An 18914-nucleotide genomic window follows, 5' to 3' on the forward strand; every position below is an offset into this window, starting at 1 on the left:
ACTAGAGTGATCGAATTTGGAGGAAAATAAATTGAAATATATTATTTTTGATTTTGATGGAACACTTGCGAACTCAAGTGATGTTTTTATTAAAGCCTGGAATGTTTTTGCCAACACCTATCATTATGATCCAATCACATATGAGGATGTGCTGGCAACGAAACATTTAACTCTTCATCAACGAGCGAAGCAGTTTAACTTCCCTATGCACAAACTACCCATGATCATCCCTAAGGTTTACAAGTATTTTAATGACCATATACAGGAAGTGAATCTTTTTGATGGTATTAAAGAAATGTTGGAATCTCTTGATCGAGAAGGATACAAAATTGCTATTCTTTCATCAAATGCTAAAGAGAATATCGAATTACTTTTACAAACTGAACAAATTAACGCAGTGAGTGAGGTATTAACTTCAAGTAGAATTTTTGCAAAGGACGTAGTGTTGAAAAAGTTCATGAAACAACAAAAACTAACCCCTGACCAAATCGTCTATGTAGGCGATGAATTACGAGACATTCTTGCATGTAATAAAGTAAAAATCCCTTTCATGTGGGTTAGTTGGGGGATTGACGGTATTGAAATCATCGAAAAAGAAAACCCGAAATATGTCGTCCATACACCTAGTGAAATACTTAATACTTTATCCTAAGCGATAAATTAAAAATCGTTCGTACGGATTTTTATCATAAGTTGGAAGTTGGACTTCTTTAAATAATTCAAAGGATGTATGATCTTCTAAATAATATCGATAATCATCCGAAGCATAATAAAAAATTAAATCGATTTGACGGTTGTGTTTCTCATGAGAAAGCAAAATATTGCGAAGCACTCTCATAAAAACTTGAACGGAAAAAGGATTGAAAAAATAGAATCGGTTGTCATCTGGTTGTATCTCGTATTCCTCAGCCGTACAACAATTAAATTGAATGGTATCTGGATTTCTCTTTGTTTTCTTTAAATAACTTGTTTTATTTTTGATCGCATCTTGGTAGAAATGATGATTCATTTCTATTCCTGTAACGACTGCTTGAAATGTATGGTGAATGTAAAAATTCAATCGACCTTTACCGCAGCCATAGTCGACAATATGATCGCTAGCTTGAACAACGTAGTGTTTAAATAATTCTTCCAGCGCGTAATAGGGAGTAGGTTCGTAGGGATGAAAATGGATGGAATGGTTCACTTCACCTTTATTTCCACGTGTATCGATGTTCATTAATTCTTCATAATACTTTTCGTTCACTTAAGTTCCTCGTTTCTTGAAATAGAAATGAATAACCCCTTCCAACTCTCTTTGGAAGGGGAGGGGGCTGAAATTATTGACCTGTACCTGGTGTACCGACTTTATCGCGTTGTTCTTCGGCTTCATGTGGAATCCCAATGTTATTTGCATCGACACCGCCATTACTTCTTCCATATTTTGACGGGTCATAGTAATTGTAGAATACCATTACGATGGTAAATACTGCAATTGCCGCAGCAGCAACAATTCCGACAAAAATGACTGCTAATCTTTTTCCACTTTTCTTTTGGTCCAATTAAGTTTCCTCCATTTAATAAATAAATCTATTAGCTAATACTTAATATTGAATTTAATGTGTAAGAGTGCGCTTTTAATGTAGTGACATTCATAAGGGAAAATTTGAAGTAATTTCTAATTGAAGGTACCATATTCAAAGCTTTAGTTCAACAAAACAATGAAAAAGTTGGATGGATATTATAGCACGATTATATTGACAACGTAATAGGACTTAAATAATTTTAAATTAAGAACCAATTCCTATTAAAAATGAGAAACAAGGGTGATATTCAAGGCGAAACAAAATATGGATAATAAAGAAACCATAAGAAATACGGTCCTCAATAGAAGGAATTAAGTTTTCTAACGAGGGATGAGGCCAAGAACGGGAGGGATTATTATGGCAAAAGAACATTTACCATTAATAGAATTAGAAAATAAAGTATTCAACCTTCAAGCTCAAATGATTGATTTAGGACTAGTCAAAGGGCTTTCTCATCCAGAGACCGTAAAGTGTAGTCAAGAATTAGATCGTGTGCTGAATAGATTGCAAAATATAAAGATGAGATAAATCGAACTTAATAAAAAAACTTTAACTTTGAAAAGGGTGCACTTCCAACTTCCAGGGTGCAATACTTCATATGGAAATTCGAATAGGGTGTGAAATCGTTGAGATTTTCATACTCTATTTTTTTGTTGTATATATGTTCTAGACAAATATAAAAATTCGCAGTAGATCACATAGAAAATAAGGACTTACGAATAGTTATTAAATTTTTTTTTCTTTATTCGATAACATTTTTACTTAACACCCCTTATTAGTAATACTCCTACTCCCTCACAATTACTTGATAAAAATTCAATGTTTACTTTTCAATTTTATTAAAATGCGTATCAAAAATCTAAATCCCATTTGATTTCCAGTTATTAACAGTAATTAGAATAGTATTGAAAACATAGCTTGTTAAAGGAATTTAGTTCGATGAAGTATAAACGTCGGATTTTGGTAACTACCGAATGTGTGCAAATTCGAGAATAATATTGATTAAGAGAGAAAATAAATAGAACTATTGTCATAAATTATCTCTTTCGAAAATATTGTAAGGTAGATAATCTTACTGCAAGGTATTGGGGAAAGTTTTTTTAATACTTTTTAAAAAATAATATTGTTGAGATTACGGTCTATAGATTAAGCAACTGAAATACAATCTATTATTTTTGGAAACCGCTTTAATAGTGGTCTAAGTAGTTTTAAAAAATCAAAGCTTTTGTAAAAGATTATCAAAAATATGAATACCACTTTGCCTTTATTGACCGAAAATCACTTGCGCATTTTACTTATCTTTTATTCTTACATTTCATCCTCTTAATATGTAGAAGGGAGAGATACACTTGGCAACAGAAGTACTTATGCCAAAACTTGGTGCCACTATGGAGTCTGGCACGATTGTGGAATGGTTTAAAAAAGAAGGCGATCACGTTGAAGAAGGTGAACCGCTTGTCGAAATTTTGACAGATAAAATTGAAATTGAGGTAGAGGCATCAGCTTCAGGTATTCTATTAAAAGCTTTATATGAAAAGGATACTAAGATTCCTGTTAATGAAGTCATCGCATATATCGGTGCAGAAGGAGAGCAAATAAGTGAAAACTCTACATACGAGACGGCAAATGCAAATGCTGTTCAAGATGTAGAAGTGCAGAGTCAACCTGCATCAGTTTCTTCAATAGTTCCAACAACTTCGGAACAAATAAGTGAGATTGGACAAAAACCACGTAGAACTCCAGCAGCAAGAGTACTAGCTGAAGAAAAAGGAGTTGATTTACAAAGTGTATCAGGTTCAGGACCACTGGGACGTATTCACCGCATAGATGTTGAAAAGTTTTTAGAGCAAAATGAGCGTGTCGTCAAAGCAACACCATTAGCTCAAAAAATAGCTGCTGAACATAAAGTTGATTTATCTGTAGTAAAAGGCTCTGGTTCCAATGGGAAAATCCGTAGTACTGATGTCATTCAAAGTACACAGGTAACACAAGAGATAGGAATACACAAAATAGAATCTACAAATACGATTCCGCTACAGGGAGTTCGTAAAATTGTTGCTCAGCGTATGGCGAATAGTGCATTTACTGCACCTCATGTAACGATTACAAGTGAAATTGATATGAACCAAGTGATTGAATTGCGTAAGCAGCTTCTACCAATTATCGAACAAGAGGTTGACTATCGTTTATCTTACACGGAAATTATCGTCAAAGCTGTTGCTCAAGCATTACTAAAAAATCCAGTGGTCAATGCATCTATACAGGATGATCAAATTGTTTTACACCAACATGCACATATCGGTCTTGCCGTTGCATTAGAAAATGGACTAGTAGTTCCAGTTATTAGACATGTAGAGCAAAAGGGATTAGCAGAACTTACAAAAACTTGTAAAACGTTAGGTGTTAAAGCTCGAGAAGGCAAGCTTGCTCACAATGAAATAACAGGTGGGACTTTTACAATTAGTAACTTAGGAATGTATGCAGTTGATGCATTTACTCCAATTATTAATCAGCCTGAATCAGCGATCTTAGGTGTAGGAAGAATTATCGAAAAACCAGTTGTGAATGGCGGAGAAATTGAAGTCCGATCCATGATGGTTCTTAGCCTATCTTTCGACCATCGAGTAATTGATGGAGCTCCTGCTGCACAGTTTTTAACGGACCTAAAAACAATTTTAGAAAACCCTTTCAGACTACTCGTTTAAGGAGTCGTATCTATGAATTCATATAATCTAGTTGTTATTGGCGGTGGGCCAGGTGGATATGTGGCCGCCATACGTGCTGCAAATTTAGGCTTATCTGTTGCTTTAGTGGAAAAGGACGAGTTAGGTGGCACGTGTTTAAATCGTGGATGTATTCCTTCGAAAACGTTACTTCATCACGCTGAAGTGATAGAGCAAATTAAAAATGCAAGTAGTTGGGGTATTGAAACGGGAGAAGTTAGCGTTTCCATTGAAAAAATAATGAAAAGAAAAGACCAAGTAATTAAACGCCTTCGAACAGGTATTGCCGCACTTTTAAAGGCAGGAAAAATAACCCATTATCATGGACAAGGTACAGTAACGGAAGATCAAAGAATCCTTGTTGAAAATGAAAATGAAAATCTAGTTTTGCATGCTGAAAAAATTATTTTAGCAACTGGTTCAACTCCGTTTATTCCATCAATCCCTGGAATTGACCAAGTCAATGTTCATACGAGTGATACGATCTTTGATATAAAAGAAATCCCGAGTACCCTTGTGATTATTGGTGGGGGAATCATTGGTGTTGAAATTGCTAGCATTTTTGCAAGTTTAGATGTCAAGGTCACAATCATTGAGATGGCTGACCGACTTGTTCCTAATGAAGATGTTGATGCAATACAGTTACTTCAAAAGGAATTACAAAAGAAAGGTATTCAAATTTTAACAAGCTCAAGCGTTACAGAATTACAGCAAGAAGGACTTCGTAAGTATGTGAAAATAGAGAACGGTGATAAAAAAGTCACAGTACTTGAATGCGATGAAGTATTAGTTGCAGTGGGAAGAAAGCCAAACTTTACAGGAACTCACCAGTTAGATTTGGCTTTGAACGGACCATTTGTCGCAGTAAATGATTACTTAGAAACGAGCATACCGAATGTTTATGCAATTGGGGATTTAATTGGAGGATGGCAACTAGCTCATGTTGCAAGCGCGGAAGGCCTCATTGCAGCTAGCAATGCTGCAGGTCATTCTGAAATTGTAGATTATAAAGTGATACCGCGTTGTATATATACAAATCCAGAAGTAGCAAGTGTGGGAATGACGGAACGTGAAGCCAAAGAAAAAGGATTGGATATAAAAATACAAACCTATCAATTTGCTGGGAATGGAAAAGCACTTACGATGGATGAAAAAGTTGGCTTTGTAAAAGTGATTGCTGAACGGAAATACGGAGAAATTTTAGGAGTAGTCATGGCAGGCCCTCACGTAACGGAAATGATTTCAGAATCATCTGCATTTATCCATTTAGAAGGTACGATGGATGAATTAGGTAAACTAATTCACCCACATCCAAGCCTTTCTGAGGCATTATTTGAAACAGCCGAAGCTTGGTTAGATCAAGGAATTCATGTCATCAACAAGTAGACTTGTAACTTTGCAGTCATTTCAATTTAATACCTTTTTTGTGTGCTGTTGGTATACAACCTGTATGTAATTTAAGTACAAAAGTTATACATTTTGATGTCAGAAAGTTCATTTTTTTTATTAATACCAAAACTATTTGTTTGCAAAATAATATTAATGGGGTGGATCAATGACAAGATTTGAAGGTAAAACAGTTATTATCACAGGTGCAGGATCTGGTATGGGAAGAGCTTCCGCTATTCTATTTGCTAGAGAAGGAGCAAATGTGATTGTTGTAGATTTAAAGGAACATGCAGCAAGAGAAACTGTCGAGATCATTCGAGCAGAAAATGGACAAGCAATCGATAAAGTATGTGATGTTAGTAAACGCGAACAAGTATTCAACTTGGTGAATGGCGTCATCGATGAATTTGGTCGTGTGGATGTGCTATTTAATAATGCTGGAGTTGCAATGCCTTTTACAAAAACAGAAGAAGTTTCCGAAGATTTAGTCAATCTTTTAGTGGATGTAAATTTAAAAGGTGTATTCTGGGGTTCACAAGCGGTTATTCCTCAAATGAAAAAGCAAGGATCTGGTGTCATCATTAATACGGCATCTATTACAGGTGTTCGACCAAGAATCGGGCAAAATATGTATTCTGCTGCAAAGGCTGGATCTATTATTTTAACAAAATCACTAGCTTTAGAGTTGGCTGAACACGGCATTCGCGTGGTTGGCATAAACCCAGTAGCAGCAGATACGGGTCTACTAAGAGACTTCATGCCTACTGACACTGAATATGAGGTAGGAAAGCAAAAGTTTTTAGAAACAATCCCACTTGGACGTTTAGCTGTCGCTGAAGATATTGCAAAGACTGCTTTATTCTTAGCTTCAGATGATGCATCGATGATAACAGGAAGCTTTATTGATGTTGATGGTGGTCGAGGCGTTTAATACCATCAAATAAATTTAACTAAATGGGGGGAAGTAGTTTGAAAAAATTATCATTAATTATGGGAATGATCTTCGTTCTATTACTTGCAGGTTGCTTAAACGCTCAAGATGCACCAAGTAATAGTTCAAGTAGTGGAGAGGCTAAAGATGAATCGGATGGTAAAGTGTATAACTGGAAAATGGTTAGTACATGGGGCGGTGGATCGCTTCAATATGAATACGATCAATACTTTGTCAACCTTGTAGATAAATTAAGCGATGGCCGTTTAAAAATAAAATTACATGCTGCTGGGGAATTAGCACCTGCAACAGAAGTGTTAAATATGGTAAACACTGGAACAGTTGAAATGGGCTCTGACTGGCCAAGTTATTGGACAGGTACAAATACTGCATTCGACTTATTAGGTTCACAAGCAATGGGTTTAACAAACTGGGACTACTTATTATGGATTGAACAAGCTGGTGGACGTGAGATCTATAACGAGATCTATGGAAAATATAATACAGTCTACTTCCCAACTTCTATTTCTGGCATGGAGTCAGGAATTCGTTCAAATAAACCTATCAAATCAATTGCAGACTTTAAAGGGTTAAAGATTCGTATGGCAGGGTTAATTCAAAGTGAACTAATCCAACAATTAGGTGCAACACCTGTAACACTTGCAACAACTGAAGTTTATGAAGCATTACAAAGAGGCGTGGTAGATGGTGCCGAGTATAGTGCTCCTCAAGCAGATGAAATGTTAAAAGTGCACGAAGTAACAGATTATTGGTTAACTCCAGGTTTCCACCAAACAAGCTCTGTGTATGGCGTTATGGTGAATAAAGAAGAATGGAAAGCTCTACCAGATGACTTAAAAGCTGTTATCGAAGAAGCAAGTAAATCTGCCCTACTTTCTTTAACTGCAGATTATACGTATGGTGACTCTCAAGCTGCTATTAGAATTGCAGACTCAGGTATTACATTAACTCAGCTTCCACAAGCTGATTTAGAAAAAATTAGAGAAATTAAAAACGGCATCGTTAAAAAATTAGCTTCAGAAAATCCAGATTATGAAAAAGTGTTACAGAGCCAAGTGGATTATTTAAAGAGCTATGAACGTTACCGCGACATGCAAGGTGAATGGAATTTCGGTTCGAACGCGATTATTCCAAAATAATATAGGGTATTACGTGTGAATTTATTTAGATAGTTAAAAAGATTATTCATTTTAACTGGTATCTCTTGGCAAGGAGCATTCATGAATCGGATTTCAACTGATGAATATTCCTAAAGATTGCTATTCTTTGCCAAGAGTTTTTGATTAAAAACTATAAATTCTATAACGCCATTGATAGATTATTTGCACTTAAATAGGTGTCTAATGATTGAATTAATTCTAGGAGGTAAAGGTAGTGGAAAAAACAGTGAAATCTACTTTATCGAATAAAGAAGAAATGCTTGAGTTACTTCATCAAATGCAAGTAATTCGAACATTTGAAGAGCAAGTGGAAAAGTTATTCCAAGCGGGTGAAATTGGCGGGACAATGCATTTATGTATCGGTCAAGAAGCCTCTGCAGTTGGTGCATGTTCAGTGCTTGAGAGAAAAGACAAAATTATTACAACACATAGAGGACACGGACATAGCATTGCAAAGGGAATGGATATTGGTCGCATGATGGCAGAGCTTCTAGGTAGAGAGACAGGGTATTGCCATGGAAAAGGCGGTTCTATGCATATAGCTGATTTAGATGTTGGACACCTTGGAGCAAACGGTATTGTTGGGGCAGGGCTACCAATTGCAACAGGTGCGGCTCTTGCATCAAAAATGAAAGATCTAGGATACGTTGTTGTTTGTTTCTTCGGTGATGGCGCGACAAATGAAGGCGCATTCCACGAGGCGTTGAACTTAGCATCTATTTGGGATTTACCGGTTGTATTCATTTGTGAAAATAACCAGTATGGTATGTCGGGTTCGGTAAAAGAAATGATCAATATCGAACATATTGCTACGCGTGCAACTTCCTATGGAATACCTGGAAAATTAATTGACGGTAATGACATCATCCAAGTTATGGAGACTGTTCAAGAAGCAGTTGAACGTGCTCGTCGTGGGGAAGGACCTACTCTTATTGAAGCTGAAACATATCGCTGGAGAGGGCACTCAAGAAGTGATGCCAGGAAGTACCGAACTCGCGAAGAAGAAGCGTTCTGGAGAAAAAATCGAGATCCAATCGCATTATTTAAAAATAAGTTGATTGTGGAAGGAATCATCACAGAAGAGGACTTTGCACATCTAGTAGAGCAAGTACAGAAAGAAGTTAATGATGCAGTTGAATTTGCTCGAAATAGTCCAATGCCGTCAATTGACTCACTAGAAAATGACGTATATGCCTAAACTATAAATTAGGAGGATTTTAAATTGAGAGAAATTACTTATTTAGAAGCAGTTCGCGAAGCAATGGTGCAGGAAATGAGAGTAAATAATGATGTATTTCTTATGGGAGAAGATATAGGGATCTATGGTGGTCCATTTGGTTTAACGAAAGGAATGATTGAAGAATTCGGCCCTGAACGAGTACGTAATACACCCATTTCAGAATCTGCTCTGACAGGTAGTGCGGTTGGAGCTGCATTAATGGGCATGCGACCAATCGTCGAACTTCAATTCTCAGATTTCATCACTGTGGCAATGGATAATATTGTTAACCAAGCAGCTAAAATACGTTATATGTTTGGTGGTAAAGGGAAAGTACCAATCGTTGTACGGACACCGAGTGGATCAGGTGTAGGCTTTGCTGCCCAACACTCTCAAAGCTTAGAAGCGTGGTTTACACATGTCCCTGGCTTAAAAGTTGTACAGCCTTCAACTCCTTACGATGCAAAAGGGTTACTTCGAGCGGCTATTGAAGACGATAATCCAGTTCTTTTCTATGAACATAAACTTCTATATGGTCTTAAAGGTGAGGTTCCTGAAGAATCATATTCAATTCCATTAGGAAAAGCGGATGTCAAAAGAGAAGGGTCAGATATTACCATTGTGGCAACTTCCATTATGGTTCAAAGAGCACTTGAAGCAGCTAAACTACTGGAAGCTCAAGGCATTAGCGTAGAAGTAGTAGACCCGAGAACGTTATTCCCATTAGATGAAGAAACAATCGTTAATTCAGTGAAGAAAACAGGAAGAGTCATTGTTGTTTACGAAGCGGTCAAACGTGGTGGATTTGGTGCTGAAATAGCTAGCCTAATTGCGGAGAGTGAGGCATTTGATTACTTAGATGCTCCTATTATTCGCTTAGGGGGGGCAGCTGTTCCGATTCCATATAACACGATTCTAGAACAAAAGGCTGTTCCGCAAATCGATGATATTGTAAAGGCAGCACAATCCATTTTAAATAAAGTGACAGTGTAATACCTTCAAACTACTAAACTATTTTAAGTTAAGAGAGATTTCTATACAGAAGTGTCTGAAAATAAAGAAAACTGAAATGAGAGGTAAAGGTGGAATTTAGATATGAAAGCTCTCATGAAAACAAAACGTGGTTATGGGAATATGGAATTATTACATGTTCCCGAGCCAGAATGTCAATCAGATCAAATTAAAGTAAAAGTGGTATATGCGGGGATCTGTGGGACAGACCTGCATATTAACCATGATACATTTACAAGTTCACCTCCTGTCATCGTAGGACATGAATTCTCAGGAATTGTCTCTGAAGTGGGTGAAAACATTACGAAGGTGAAGCCAGGAGATCGTGTTTCGGTTTTACCTTCAAACGCGGGGACTTGTAGAAAATGCGAGTATTGTAAAATAGGTCATTACTGGGTTTGTGAACACCGAAAAGGCTTAGGAATTGGGATGAATGGCTGCTTTACGGAATTTGTAGTGGTTCAAGAGGATATGGTATTTAAGATTCCTGACCACTTATCTTTTGAATTTGCTGCTCTTGCAGAACCCATTGCTGTAGTGACGCAAGCGGTTGAAGAGCTTGCAGACATTTCGTTAGGTGATACCGTTTTAGTATCCGGACCTGGACCAATCGGACTTTTATGTTTACTCCTACTCAAAAAGAAAGGTTGCAAGGTCATTGTTACAGGTACTGAAACTGATGATTTCCGTTTAGCCCTTGCTAAAAAATTAGGTGCAGACATTGTTGTAGACGTAAACAATGGAAATTTAACTGAAGTAATTCAACGTGAGACGCAAGGTAAAGGGGTAGATGCTGCCCTTGAATGTGCAGGTGCTCAAGCATCGGTTAACGCTTGCTTTGAAGCTTTAAAGAAGATGGGCAAATATGTGCAAGTGGGGATTATTGGTAAAAGTATTGAATTGAATTTTGATACCATTCTCTATAAACATCTACAAGTCTATGGATCTGGTGGACATTCAATGAAGACTTGGGAAAGAGTTATGAAAATTCTTAACCAAAATTCGTTGGAACTTTCCGAACTTATTACACATAAATATTCCCTAAACGATTGGGAAGAGGCATTTGAACTTTGTGAGAATAAGAGCTGCGGTAAAGTTTTATTATTCTATGATGAATAATAAACATTCGAGTTTCAATTTTCAATTCTATTAAACTATCAACACGACCAAAACTTCGAGTAGATCCTAATAAATTAAATAATAAAGGAGGGAGCACATGGGGGCAATTAAGAAAATCATAAAAGTCATTGACAGTATCAGTGATTGGGTAGGGAAAATCGGGTCTTGGTCAATTTTAGTTATTATGGTTTTAGTCGTTTTCGAAGTTGTGAGTAGAAGGGTATTCAATGCACCAACAATTTGGACATTCGAAACACTAACAATGTTATATGGATTCCACTTTATGATTGTGGCTGCATATGCTTTACTTCATAAAGCAATGGTCTCTGTTGACTCTATTTATGAAAAGTTTTCAACTAGAAATAGAGCAATATTAGATATCCTTTCATATATCTTTTTATACTTCCCATTTGTTGGTGGGGTATTTTTCTATAGCCTTGAATTTGTATCAAAAGCATGGGCCATTAAAGAAACGTCAAACTCTCTACTTGCAGCACCTGTTTACTTATATAAAACGATTATACCGATTGTATTCGGGTTACTCATCCTACAAGGTATTTCTGAAATGCTAAAGCAAGTGCTGATCTTAAAAACTGGCAAAAATCCAGACGAGGACACGGATAATGAAAATCCAGAAAATCCCCAGATTGAAGAAGGGGGTGCAGTAAGATGATTGAAGATATTTTCCTAATTATTATGTTTGTTGGTCTCTTTGCTGCACTATTGACTGGGCATCCAATGGCGTTTGCTATGGGTGGAATTGCAGTGCTCCTGTCAGTCATCGGATGGGGACCAGAATCTATCTCCATATTTGTAAATATGGTATACACCTCTATGAATAACTACACATTAATTGCCATACCTTTATTTGTTCTCATGGGGAATTTCTTGTCTTACTCAGGAATAGCGAATGGGCTATTTGAATCATTGCGCTTTAGTCTCGGTAGGCTACCAGGTGGACTAGCTATTGCCGTAGTTATCGTTTCAACGATCTTTGCTGCAACAACGGGTGTTGTAGGAGCTTCGGTTGTGACAATTGGGATGCTTTCCATTCCGGTGTTATTGAAATATGGCTATGATCAAAAGTTAACTACTGGGGTTGTTGCAGCAGGTGGTACTCTAGGAATACTGATCCCTCCAAGTATTATGTTGGTTGTGATGGCATCATATGCCCAAGTTTCTGTAGGGGATCTGTTCAAAACAGCCATTGTGCCTGGTCTTTTATTATCACTCTGTTATGCAATATATGTCTTATTTATTTGTTGGAAAAATCCTAGTTTAGGACCTGCCATTAGTAAAGAAGAACTTGCAACAGTTTCAACATCGGAAATGATTAAAAACTTTATTGTGAGTTCCGTTCCGATGACGTTGTTAATCGTTGCTGTATTAGTGACTATTTACACAGGGGTTGCGACACCTACTGAAGCTTCTGGAGTTGGAGCGGCGGTTGCCTTATTGTTAACGATTTTCTATAAACAGTTTAATATGAAAATGTTAAAAGAGGCAGTTTATGACACGGCCAAAACAACAGCGATGGTTCTATTTATTATTATTGGTGCAGATGCCTTTACTTCGATGTTCTTAGGACTAAATGGTGATCAAACGATCCATCATATCATCGAATCTTTAGGATTGTCTGGGACGGCTATCTTTGTTGCGTTAATTGCTGCTGCGTTCATTCTTGGAATATTTATGGAATGGCCAGGAATTGTATCTATTTTATTCCCAATCTTTATTCCGTTATTAAAGTTATATGACTTTAATTTGGTTTGGGTTATTACATGTGTTGCCGTTGCTCTACAAACTTCATTCTTAACGCCGCCTGTTGGAGGAAGTTTGTTCTACTTGAAAGGTATCGTGCCGAAGGAAATTAAAATGGGAACGATTTATAGGGGAGTAACACCATTTGTCTTTATTATGTTGTTTGTGCTAGTTTTGATCATGGTCTTCCCAGAATTAATTATGTGGATGATTGATGACCAATAATTATATACCATAAAGTTTATTCTTTTTTAAGACATAAAAAATTAAAGAAATAGGTGGATTGAAGAGGTCTCTTGTCCATAAATTAGTTCCTTTAAGATGGATTTGAACGGGTGTAAACCTGACTTTTACCATAATAAAGGAATCTTTTTATGTTTAGAACAGGGTAGCATATACGGAGATATTTTTTAGATTCTTTCTTCGTAATAATTAAGTTAGGGGATGAAAAAATTGAAGGCTCTTGTACATGCAGGGAAGTCCGGTTTAGCCGGATTATCGTATACTACCTTCCAAGAGGTAGAACCTAAATCACATGAAGTACGAGTGAAGATAAAAACAGCAGGATTAAATCATCGCGATTTATTTGTTATTGGTCGACGAAATGAACAAGATTCTCCTTTAATTATTGGTTCTGATGGAGCTGGTATTATTGATGCTGTAGGAGAGCGAGTGGAGAATTTTAAAATTGGTGATGAGGTCGTTATAAACCCTGGTCTTAGATGGATTGAGAAAACGGAAGCACCCCCGAAAGAGTTTGAAATACTAGGAAATCCTGACCATGGAACTTTTGCAGAAAAAATTGTGATCTCATCTGATAATGTGGAATTGAAACCAACGTACCTATCTTGGGAAGAAGCAGGGGTATTTTCCCTTGCAGCCTTAACTGCTTATCGAGCAATCTTTACAAGAGCAGGTGTAAAAGAGGGGGATACGGTATTTATTCCTGGAATTGGTAGTGGAGTAGCTCTCTTTTTATTACAATTTGCAAAAGCAGTGAATGCAAAAGTTTATGTGTCCTCCCGTTCCGAAATTAAATGCCAAAAAGCACTTGAACTTGGAGCCGATTGCGCCATTAATAGTAATAGTGATTGGTCTGAGGCACTAGGCGGAGAAAAAGTGGATGTTGTCTTTGAAAGTATTGGCGAAGCCACTTTTAATCGTTCACTAGAACAATTACGTAAGGGCGGTACGATGGTCACGTTCGGTGCTACAACGGGTGATCAAATAGAAATAAATCTACGTAATTTCTTCTATGGTCAATTTAATCTATTAGGTACAACGATGGGAAGTGCGACAGAATATCGTGAAATGTTAAAGTTTATGGAAACTCATCAAATAAAACCTGTTATCGATGAAATCTTTTCAATAAAAGAATTCGAAGAGGCATTTACTAAAATGGATGAAGGAAAACAGCTCGGTAAAATTGGGTTTTGTATTTAAATAATCATTAGAAAAGCTGGCCAATAACTTGTGCCAGCTTTCTACATTTTTATATTTTATGTCTTGTAAATATTTCCACTATGAAAATATTACTTTTAGGAAAAACAAGCTTCAAAAGTCACTTAGTCCCACTCAATTTCCCCTAAAGTAATTAAGGATTCAATTAACAACAATAAATATGAAGCGGTATAAAAGTCTTTTAAGTTTTTGTTGGTAATTTCTTCGATTTTACGGATTCGATATTGGATGCCGCCCATGGAAAGGGCTAAGTCTTGCATCGTCTTTTCTAAGCGTTTTCCGTTTATTAAGAAGGTATAGAGAGTATAGAGTAGTTCTTTACTTTTCGGATCTTTCTTGAGTAAGTCCCCAAGTTCGTTAATAGCAGTTCGTTTAATATTGTCAATGTTTGTATGGCTTAAAAAATGTCCTAATATACCGAGTTCTTCATATTGAATAATGAGTTGGTCGCGAGGTAATCGAGCTGCGTGTTTTGCTTGTTGTAGATGTTTTGATATTTCCGTTAAAGAAGAAAACTCTGTACTGACACCAATTTTATATTGAATCGTCGGATTATTTTTTTTGATATAGACCAATGCCTTATCGATATCTTCCACTAATTGACTTTTGGATTTTCCATTATAAATGAGGACAACAATCTCATTCTGTAAAATGCTTAATAAACTATCAATCGAAAATAATTTGAAAGTTTGCGAGATTTGGAGTAATTGATCGTAAATGTCAATTGGTAACTCCTTGTTTTTAGTTGCTGAACAATTGATGGAAAGTGCATAATACGGGTTTTCAAAATTGCTTGATAACAGTTTGAGTTGTGATGTGATTTCTTGAATGGAAGAATATTGTTCATTAATTAGGCGATCTAAGATGGAAAGTTTTAAGCGCTCCGTCGTCTCGATACTAATTTTTTCTTTCAAAAAACAAAGAGCTGCAACAGAAGCGAGTCGTTCTAAAAATAGATAATCATGATCATCTAGCTGGTCTTGTTGTAAATAGATGAAAGAGCAAGTGGCAAATAATTTATGATCTAAATAGATAGGGGTACTTAATTCATGTATGTCACCGATTTTTTGATAAATTGTCTCATTTTGTTGCCATACAATACTTTTTTTATTTGATGAATTCGTCAACTCCAAATATTCAGTTTCAGTGATTCCTGTTGTGGCGATGAGCTTATTATTAGAATTATTGATCACGATGGGGATTTCTAAGGCGTTAAAGGCAGTTGTTAACACGTGGTGAAAACTGTTTTCACGTGCAATACATTGTGTTAAATCACTATGATAATTTGCAATCTTATCTAACATACTTTTTTGAGCAAGTAATGTATCGTAAGTAAGTTCTAGTTCTTCATAGATGGTTTGATTTTGTAGGTAATTTACTATTTGTGGATCTTCATTAAGCCAATCTTGCAACTCTTTAATTTCGAAGGTACATTCTGCATAGCCCATTGATTGACAATAAGTTTCTTTTACATAAATTTCTTTATTAAAAATGGTAGATAAATAGCCACTTGCAAACCCTGCAAGTGTATAGCATGAACATTCCGATGACTTCCCATAATGTTCAACGTGTAGTTTTGCCTCAAATGAATCAAACCACTTTCCGAGGACGTTTTCAAATTTTAATGTACCATCTTCTAACTGAATGATTTCTCCATTAGATTCAATAGACGAAACATGTCCGAGTTTTGTATGTACTTCAGAAGCAAGTCCTACTAAATCCTTTGTTGAAGTATATTGCTTTTTTAATTCTTCTACTTTTGAATTCCCCAAAACTTTACCGAACCGATATAAAAAGACTTTGGCTCTTTCATTCCCCATATTTTCTATTAAAGCTTTTCGAAGAAGTCCAAATCCTTGCGACGTAATGATTAAATCCGAAGAATCAACATTTGAAATTGAGTTGTTCAAATTCAATTTCCTCCTCAAGCAAGATATATCCTTTATTTTACTTAGTTTTGTAAAGAAAACAAGTAAAATTATCGAAATATTCTAAATAAACAATGAAAAGAAGTATTAAAAACTAGTTTTTAACCAAGTAAGATTAATAGTAATAACGGACATACGTTAACTAATTTAAGGGGGTTTTATTACATGGGAAGTTATGTAACGAAAAAAGTGAATACTGGTAGTTTTAATAGTTTTTATTGTGAGGGCGGGGTTGGTAATGACCAAACGATTATCTTTTTACATGGTTCAGGCCCAGGAGCTAATTCAGAGTCAAACTGGAGCCGCGTACTAGATCAATTAAGTGAGAAATACCACGTCATTGCACCGGACATGGTTGGGTTCGGAAATACAGATCTACCGGATGATACAAACCTGACTTTCTGGCAGTGGACAACGGCTCGCGTTCAACAAATTCTTGAAATTATGGACTATAACAATATTAAAACGGCCAATTTAGTAGGAAATTCTATGGGTGGGGTTGTTACATTAAATGCCCTTTTATATGATTCGGGTCGATTTGATAAAGTCGTGTTAATGGGAAGTGGTGGAGGAGCAAGAAACAACGCTGGCCCGACACCTGAAATTGTTCGTATGTCGAACTTCTTTAAAGATCCAACAATTCAAGCTTTCCGTAATTTAATTAGTTGGTTTATGTACGACGAGTCGGTTGTGGAAGAACAGTTTGAGAATATTGTGAAAACACGCTATGAAATCATTATGAAACCAGAAGTTCGTGAGTTATATCCAAAATTATTCCCGACAATGCCACATGAGTTAACAATTCCACCAAGTGCATTACGTCGCATTAAACAACCTACATTATTAATTCACGGGTATGAAGATCAATTTGTGCCTCACGAGTCAAGTTTAGCGGTTTTAGAACATATTCCAAATGCGGAATTGGTGTTGTTAAAGCAGTGTGGACATTGGGTACAAATTGAGAAATTTGACCGTTTCATTCAGTTAGTCGACCAATTTATCGGTCAAACAGAAGCAGTACAACTAACTAAATAAGAGGTGAAATATGAGAAGAAATCCATGGTTTATACTTTCAATCTTGTTGCTAGGGATCTTCGTTGCACTTGAGGCAAATGCATTCACCACTCCAGCTACACCTTATATCAGTGCTGATTTTGGAATCAGCATTGCAAATAGCGGAGTTTTAACGCTTTTAGCAAGCGCAGCTGCGATTGCGTTGTCTCCATTATTTGGTCGTTTAGGCGATCAAATAGGGAGAAAACAGGTAATCGTGGCTGGTCTAATCATTTTTGTTGCTGCACAATCATTAAAAGTGTTCACACCGCATGTATCACTTTATTTAGTTGGAGCATTATTCCAAGGCGTTGGATATGCATTGATTTTCCCGAATATTTTTGCCTATATTCCTGAGTTATTCCCAGAAGAAAAACGAGGAAAAGCTATTGGTTTATTTATGTTATTTTGTTATATCGCAACAGGAACAGGTGGCGCCATTTCAGGTGCACTTATTGAAACGTGGGGCTGGCGTTCAGTCTATGCTGTGAGTGCTTCATTTTCAGCTATTGGATTAATTCTCATAAGTCTTATCGTACCAAAAAGTGAAAAAGGTAGAAAATCAGAACTGGATTATAAAGGTAGCACGATTTTCCTGCTTACGATTTCGATCCTTGTAGGATTACCACTCATATTTAGTAATTTTGGAGTGGGCTGGTTATTAGGAGGGGCTGCGGTCGTTATTGTATTACTGACGTTCTTCTTACAACTACAGAAAAAAGAGAAGTATCCTACGATTGATTTAAAGTTATTAAAACTTAAAGGTGTTTATATTCCTTCTATATTAATCGCAGTTCAAAACTTTATGATGTTAAGTATTTTAATGTCCTTAACGTTTTTAGCATCTGGTAATCCGAACTTGAATGCTCTTCAAGTGGGAATGATTACAACCGTTTTATTCACGACTGCCATGGTCGTTTCACCATTGATTGGGTTCTTATTAGATCGATACAATCCTATTTACCTAGTTTATCTATCTCTAATATCCGGTATAGTAGGCATCATTTTATACCTTCGAGTGGATATGAGCTCCACGATGTTATCGATTCTGATTGTGATGGGCTTTGTTGGGCTTTGTTCGAGTCTATTAAATGCTTCCCTAATGAAAATTGTCATTAACTATACACCTGAAGATAAGAAAGGTGTAAGTACTGGGACATTTACATTATTTAAAGATTTGGGCTTACCAATTGGCTCGACGCTTGGTCTAACAATTTATGGGCTATCAACTTCTCGTGGATTTGATAGTGCAATATCAGAAAGAGCAAGCAATTTAGGTTTAAATGCCGATCAAACATCGATGTTAATACAAGCGAAAAATTCAGGAGAAGTCCCAACAGAATTAGAGGGTATTTTATCGCAGGTGAATGTCCAAATTACGGATTTATTAACTTCTGCACAAGCGGAGAGTGTGGCAGCGGGGATTAATACGCTTGGGATTATTAATCTAGTAGTCTTTATTGGAATTACAGTCTTAAGTTTAGGATTGATGAAAATGAAACCGCTATCAGAAGAGATTCCGGATGTAACGGTAGAGGCGGAACCAGCTTTAGATAAGGCATAATGATGGATT

At 36.5% G+C, this 18914-nt stretch carries 17 protein-coding genes; 14 read left to right on the plus strand and 3 right to left on the minus strand.

What is annotated here, in order from left to right; translation table 11 throughout:
* The first annotated feature begins 31 nt into the window (after window positions 1-31).
* Window positions 32-652, plus strand: coding sequence for an HAD hydrolase-like protein (locus JOD29_RS03155; RefSeq protein ID WP_124761493.1), 621 nt, complete (start codon window positions 32-34; stop codon window positions 650-652).
* Here the strand turns inward: JOD29_RS03155 and JOD29_RS03160 are convergent.
* Both JOD29_RS03160 and JOD29_RS03165 read right to left on the minus strand, forming a co-directional pair.
* Complete coding sequence (locus JOD29_RS03160) at window positions 644-1246, minus strand: class I SAM-dependent methyltransferase (protein ID WP_124761491.1); 603 nt, start codon at window positions 1244-1246, stop codon at window positions 644-646. The two genes, JOD29_RS03155 and JOD29_RS03160, sit on opposite strands and share 9 nt — an antisense overlap.
* A 73-nt stretch (window positions 1247-1319) precedes the next feature.
* Window positions 1320-1541 carry a hypothetical protein gene (locus JOD29_RS03165; protein WP_124761489.1) on the minus strand — a complete coding sequence of 74 codons (222 nt, stop codon included), beginning with the start codon at window positions 1539-1541 and terminating at the stop codon, window positions 1320-1322.
* Between the two features lie 381 nt (window positions 1542-1922).
* On the opposite strand from JOD29_RS03165, the gene JOD29_RS03170 reads away from it, so the two are divergent.
* The 11 genes from JOD29_RS03170 to JOD29_RS03220 all read left to right on the plus strand — a co-directional run bounded on the left by JOD29_RS03170 (window position 1923) and on the right by JOD29_RS03220 (window position 14342).
* Window positions 1923-2093 carry an aspartyl-phosphate phosphatase Spo0E family protein gene (locus tag JOD29_RS03170; RefSeq protein WP_124761487.1) on the plus strand — a complete coding sequence of 57 codons (171 nt, stop codon included), beginning with the start codon at window positions 1923-1925 and terminating at the stop codon, window positions 2091-2093.
* 821 nt (window positions 2094-2914) lie between these two features.
* Window positions 2915-4270, plus strand: coding sequence for a dihydrolipoamide acetyltransferase family protein (locus tag JOD29_RS03175; RefSeq protein WP_124761485.1), 1356 nt, complete (start codon window positions 2915-2917; stop codon window positions 4268-4270).
* Window positions 4271-4282: 12 nt separating this feature from the next.
* The gene (lpdA, locus tag JOD29_RS03180) at window positions 4283-5674 is read left to right on the plus strand and encodes a dihydrolipoyl dehydrogenase (protein ID WP_124761483.1); all 1392 of its coding nucleotides are present in this window, start codon (window positions 4283-4285) and stop codon (window positions 5672-5674) included.
* 169 nt (window positions 5675-5843) lie between these two features.
* Window positions 5844-6608, plus strand: a complete 765-nt coding sequence (locus JOD29_RS03185) for an SDR family NAD(P)-dependent oxidoreductase (protein WP_124761481.1) — start codon at window positions 5844-5846, stop codon at window positions 6606-6608.
* Window positions 6609-6646: 38 nt separating this feature from the next.
* Window positions 6647-7768: a TRAP transporter substrate-binding protein DctP gene (gene dctP, locus JOD29_RS03190; protein ID WP_158610494.1), complete on the plus strand. Its 1122-nt coding sequence runs from the start codon at window positions 6647-6649 to the stop codon at window positions 7766-7768.
* 277 nt (window positions 7769-8045) lie between these two features.
* On the plus strand, window positions 8046-8987 hold the full coding sequence (gene pdhA / locus JOD29_RS03195; RefSeq protein ID WP_124762641.1) for a pyruvate dehydrogenase (acetyl-transferring) E1 component subunit alpha: 942 nt from the start codon (window positions 8046-8048) through the stop codon (window positions 8985-8987).
* Window positions 8988-9011: 24 nt separating this feature from the next.
* On the plus strand, window positions 9012-10001 hold the full coding sequence (locus JOD29_RS03200) for an alpha-ketoacid dehydrogenase subunit beta (RefSeq protein ID WP_124761477.1): 990 nt from the start codon (window positions 9012-9014) through the stop codon (window positions 9999-10001).
* Between the two features lie 102 nt (window positions 10002-10103).
* Window positions 10104-11138 (plus strand): zinc-dependent alcohol dehydrogenase, encoded by a 1035-nt coding sequence (locus JOD29_RS03205; protein WP_124761475.1) that lies wholly within the window; start codon window positions 10104-10106, stop codon window positions 11136-11138.
* 97 nt (window positions 11139-11235) lie between these two features.
* Entirely contained in the window at window positions 11236-11811 is a 576-nt protein-coding gene (locus JOD29_RS03210) for a TRAP transporter small permease subunit (RefSeq protein ID WP_124761473.1), read from the plus strand.
* Window positions 11808-13124, plus strand: a complete 1317-nt coding sequence (locus JOD29_RS03215) for a TRAP transporter large permease (protein ID WP_124761471.1) — start codon at window positions 11808-11810, stop codon at window positions 13122-13124. The genes JOD29_RS03210 and JOD29_RS03215 overlap by 4 nt, the downstream gene beginning before the upstream one ends.
* A 228-nt stretch (window positions 13125-13352) precedes the next feature.
* The gene (locus JOD29_RS03220; RefSeq protein ID WP_124761469.1) at window positions 13353-14342 is read left to right on the plus strand and encodes a zinc-binding dehydrogenase; all 990 of its coding nucleotides are present in this window, start codon (window positions 13353-13355) and stop codon (window positions 14340-14342) included.
* A gap of 122 nt (window positions 14343-14464) precedes the next feature.
* On the opposite strand, the gene JOD29_RS03225 is transcribed toward JOD29_RS03220, so the two are convergent.
* The gene (locus JOD29_RS03225; RefSeq protein ID WP_124761467.1) at window positions 14465-16270 is read right to left on the minus strand and encodes a V4R domain-containing protein; all 1806 of its coding nucleotides are present in this window, start codon (window positions 16268-16270) and stop codon (window positions 14465-14467) included.
* Window positions 16271-16453: 183 nt separating this feature from the next.
* Between JOD29_RS03225 and JOD29_RS03230 the strand changes: the two genes are divergently transcribed.
* Together JOD29_RS03230 and JOD29_RS03235 are read left to right on the plus strand one after the other, a co-directional pair.
* Window positions 16454-17323, plus strand: a complete 870-nt coding sequence (locus JOD29_RS03230) for an alpha/beta fold hydrolase (protein WP_124761465.1) — start codon at window positions 16454-16456, stop codon at window positions 17321-17323.
* 10 nt (window positions 17324-17333) lie between these two features.
* Window positions 17334-18905 carry an MFS transporter gene (locus JOD29_RS03235; RefSeq protein WP_124761463.1) on the plus strand — a complete coding sequence of 524 codons (1572 nt, stop codon included), beginning with the start codon at window positions 17334-17336 and terminating at the stop codon, window positions 18903-18905.
* Window positions 18906-18914 lie beyond the last annotated feature (9 nt).

It is taken from the genome of Lysinibacillus composti, assembly GCF_016908465.1.
In the GTDB taxonomy this organism is placed as follows: domain Bacteria; phylum Bacillota; class Bacilli; order Bacillales_A; family Planococcaceae; genus Ureibacillus; species Ureibacillus composti_A.

Excerpts from the sequence above, each read along its gene's own strand:
- JOD29_RS03170 (WP_124761487.1), top strand. The coding sequence starts at position 1,923 with ATGGCAAAAGAACATTTACCATTAATAGAATTAGAAAATAAAGTATTC.
- lpdA (WP_124761483.1), top strand. The coding sequence starts at position 4,283 with ATGAATTCATATAATCTAGTTGTTATTGGCGGTGGGCCAGGTGGATAT.
- JOD29_RS03185 (WP_124761481.1), top strand. The coding sequence starts at position 5,844 with ATGACAAGATTTGAAGGTAAAACAGTTATTATCACAGGTGCAGGATCT.
- pdhA (WP_124762641.1), top strand. The coding sequence starts at position 8,046 with ATGCTTGAGTTACTTCATCAAATGCAAGTAATTCGAACATTTGAAGAG.
- JOD29_RS03205 (WP_124761475.1), top strand. The coding sequence starts at position 10,104 with ATGAAAGCTCTCATGAAAACAAAACGTGGTTATGGGAATATGGAATTA.
- JOD29_RS03210 (WP_124761473.1), top strand. The coding sequence starts at position 11,236 with ATGGGGGCAATTAAGAAAATCATAAAAGTCATTGACAGTATCAGTGAT.
- JOD29_RS03215 (WP_124761471.1), top strand. The coding sequence starts at position 11,808 with ATGATTGAAGATATTTTCCTAATTATTATGTTTGTTGGTCTCTTTGCT.
- JOD29_RS03230 (WP_124761465.1), top strand. The coding sequence starts at position 16,454 with ATGGGAAGTTATGTAACGAAAAAAGTGAATACTGGTAGTTTTAATAGT.
- JOD29_RS03235 (WP_124761463.1), top strand. The coding sequence starts at position 17,334 with ATGAGAAGAAATCCATGGTTTATACTTTCAATCTTGTTGCTAGGGATC.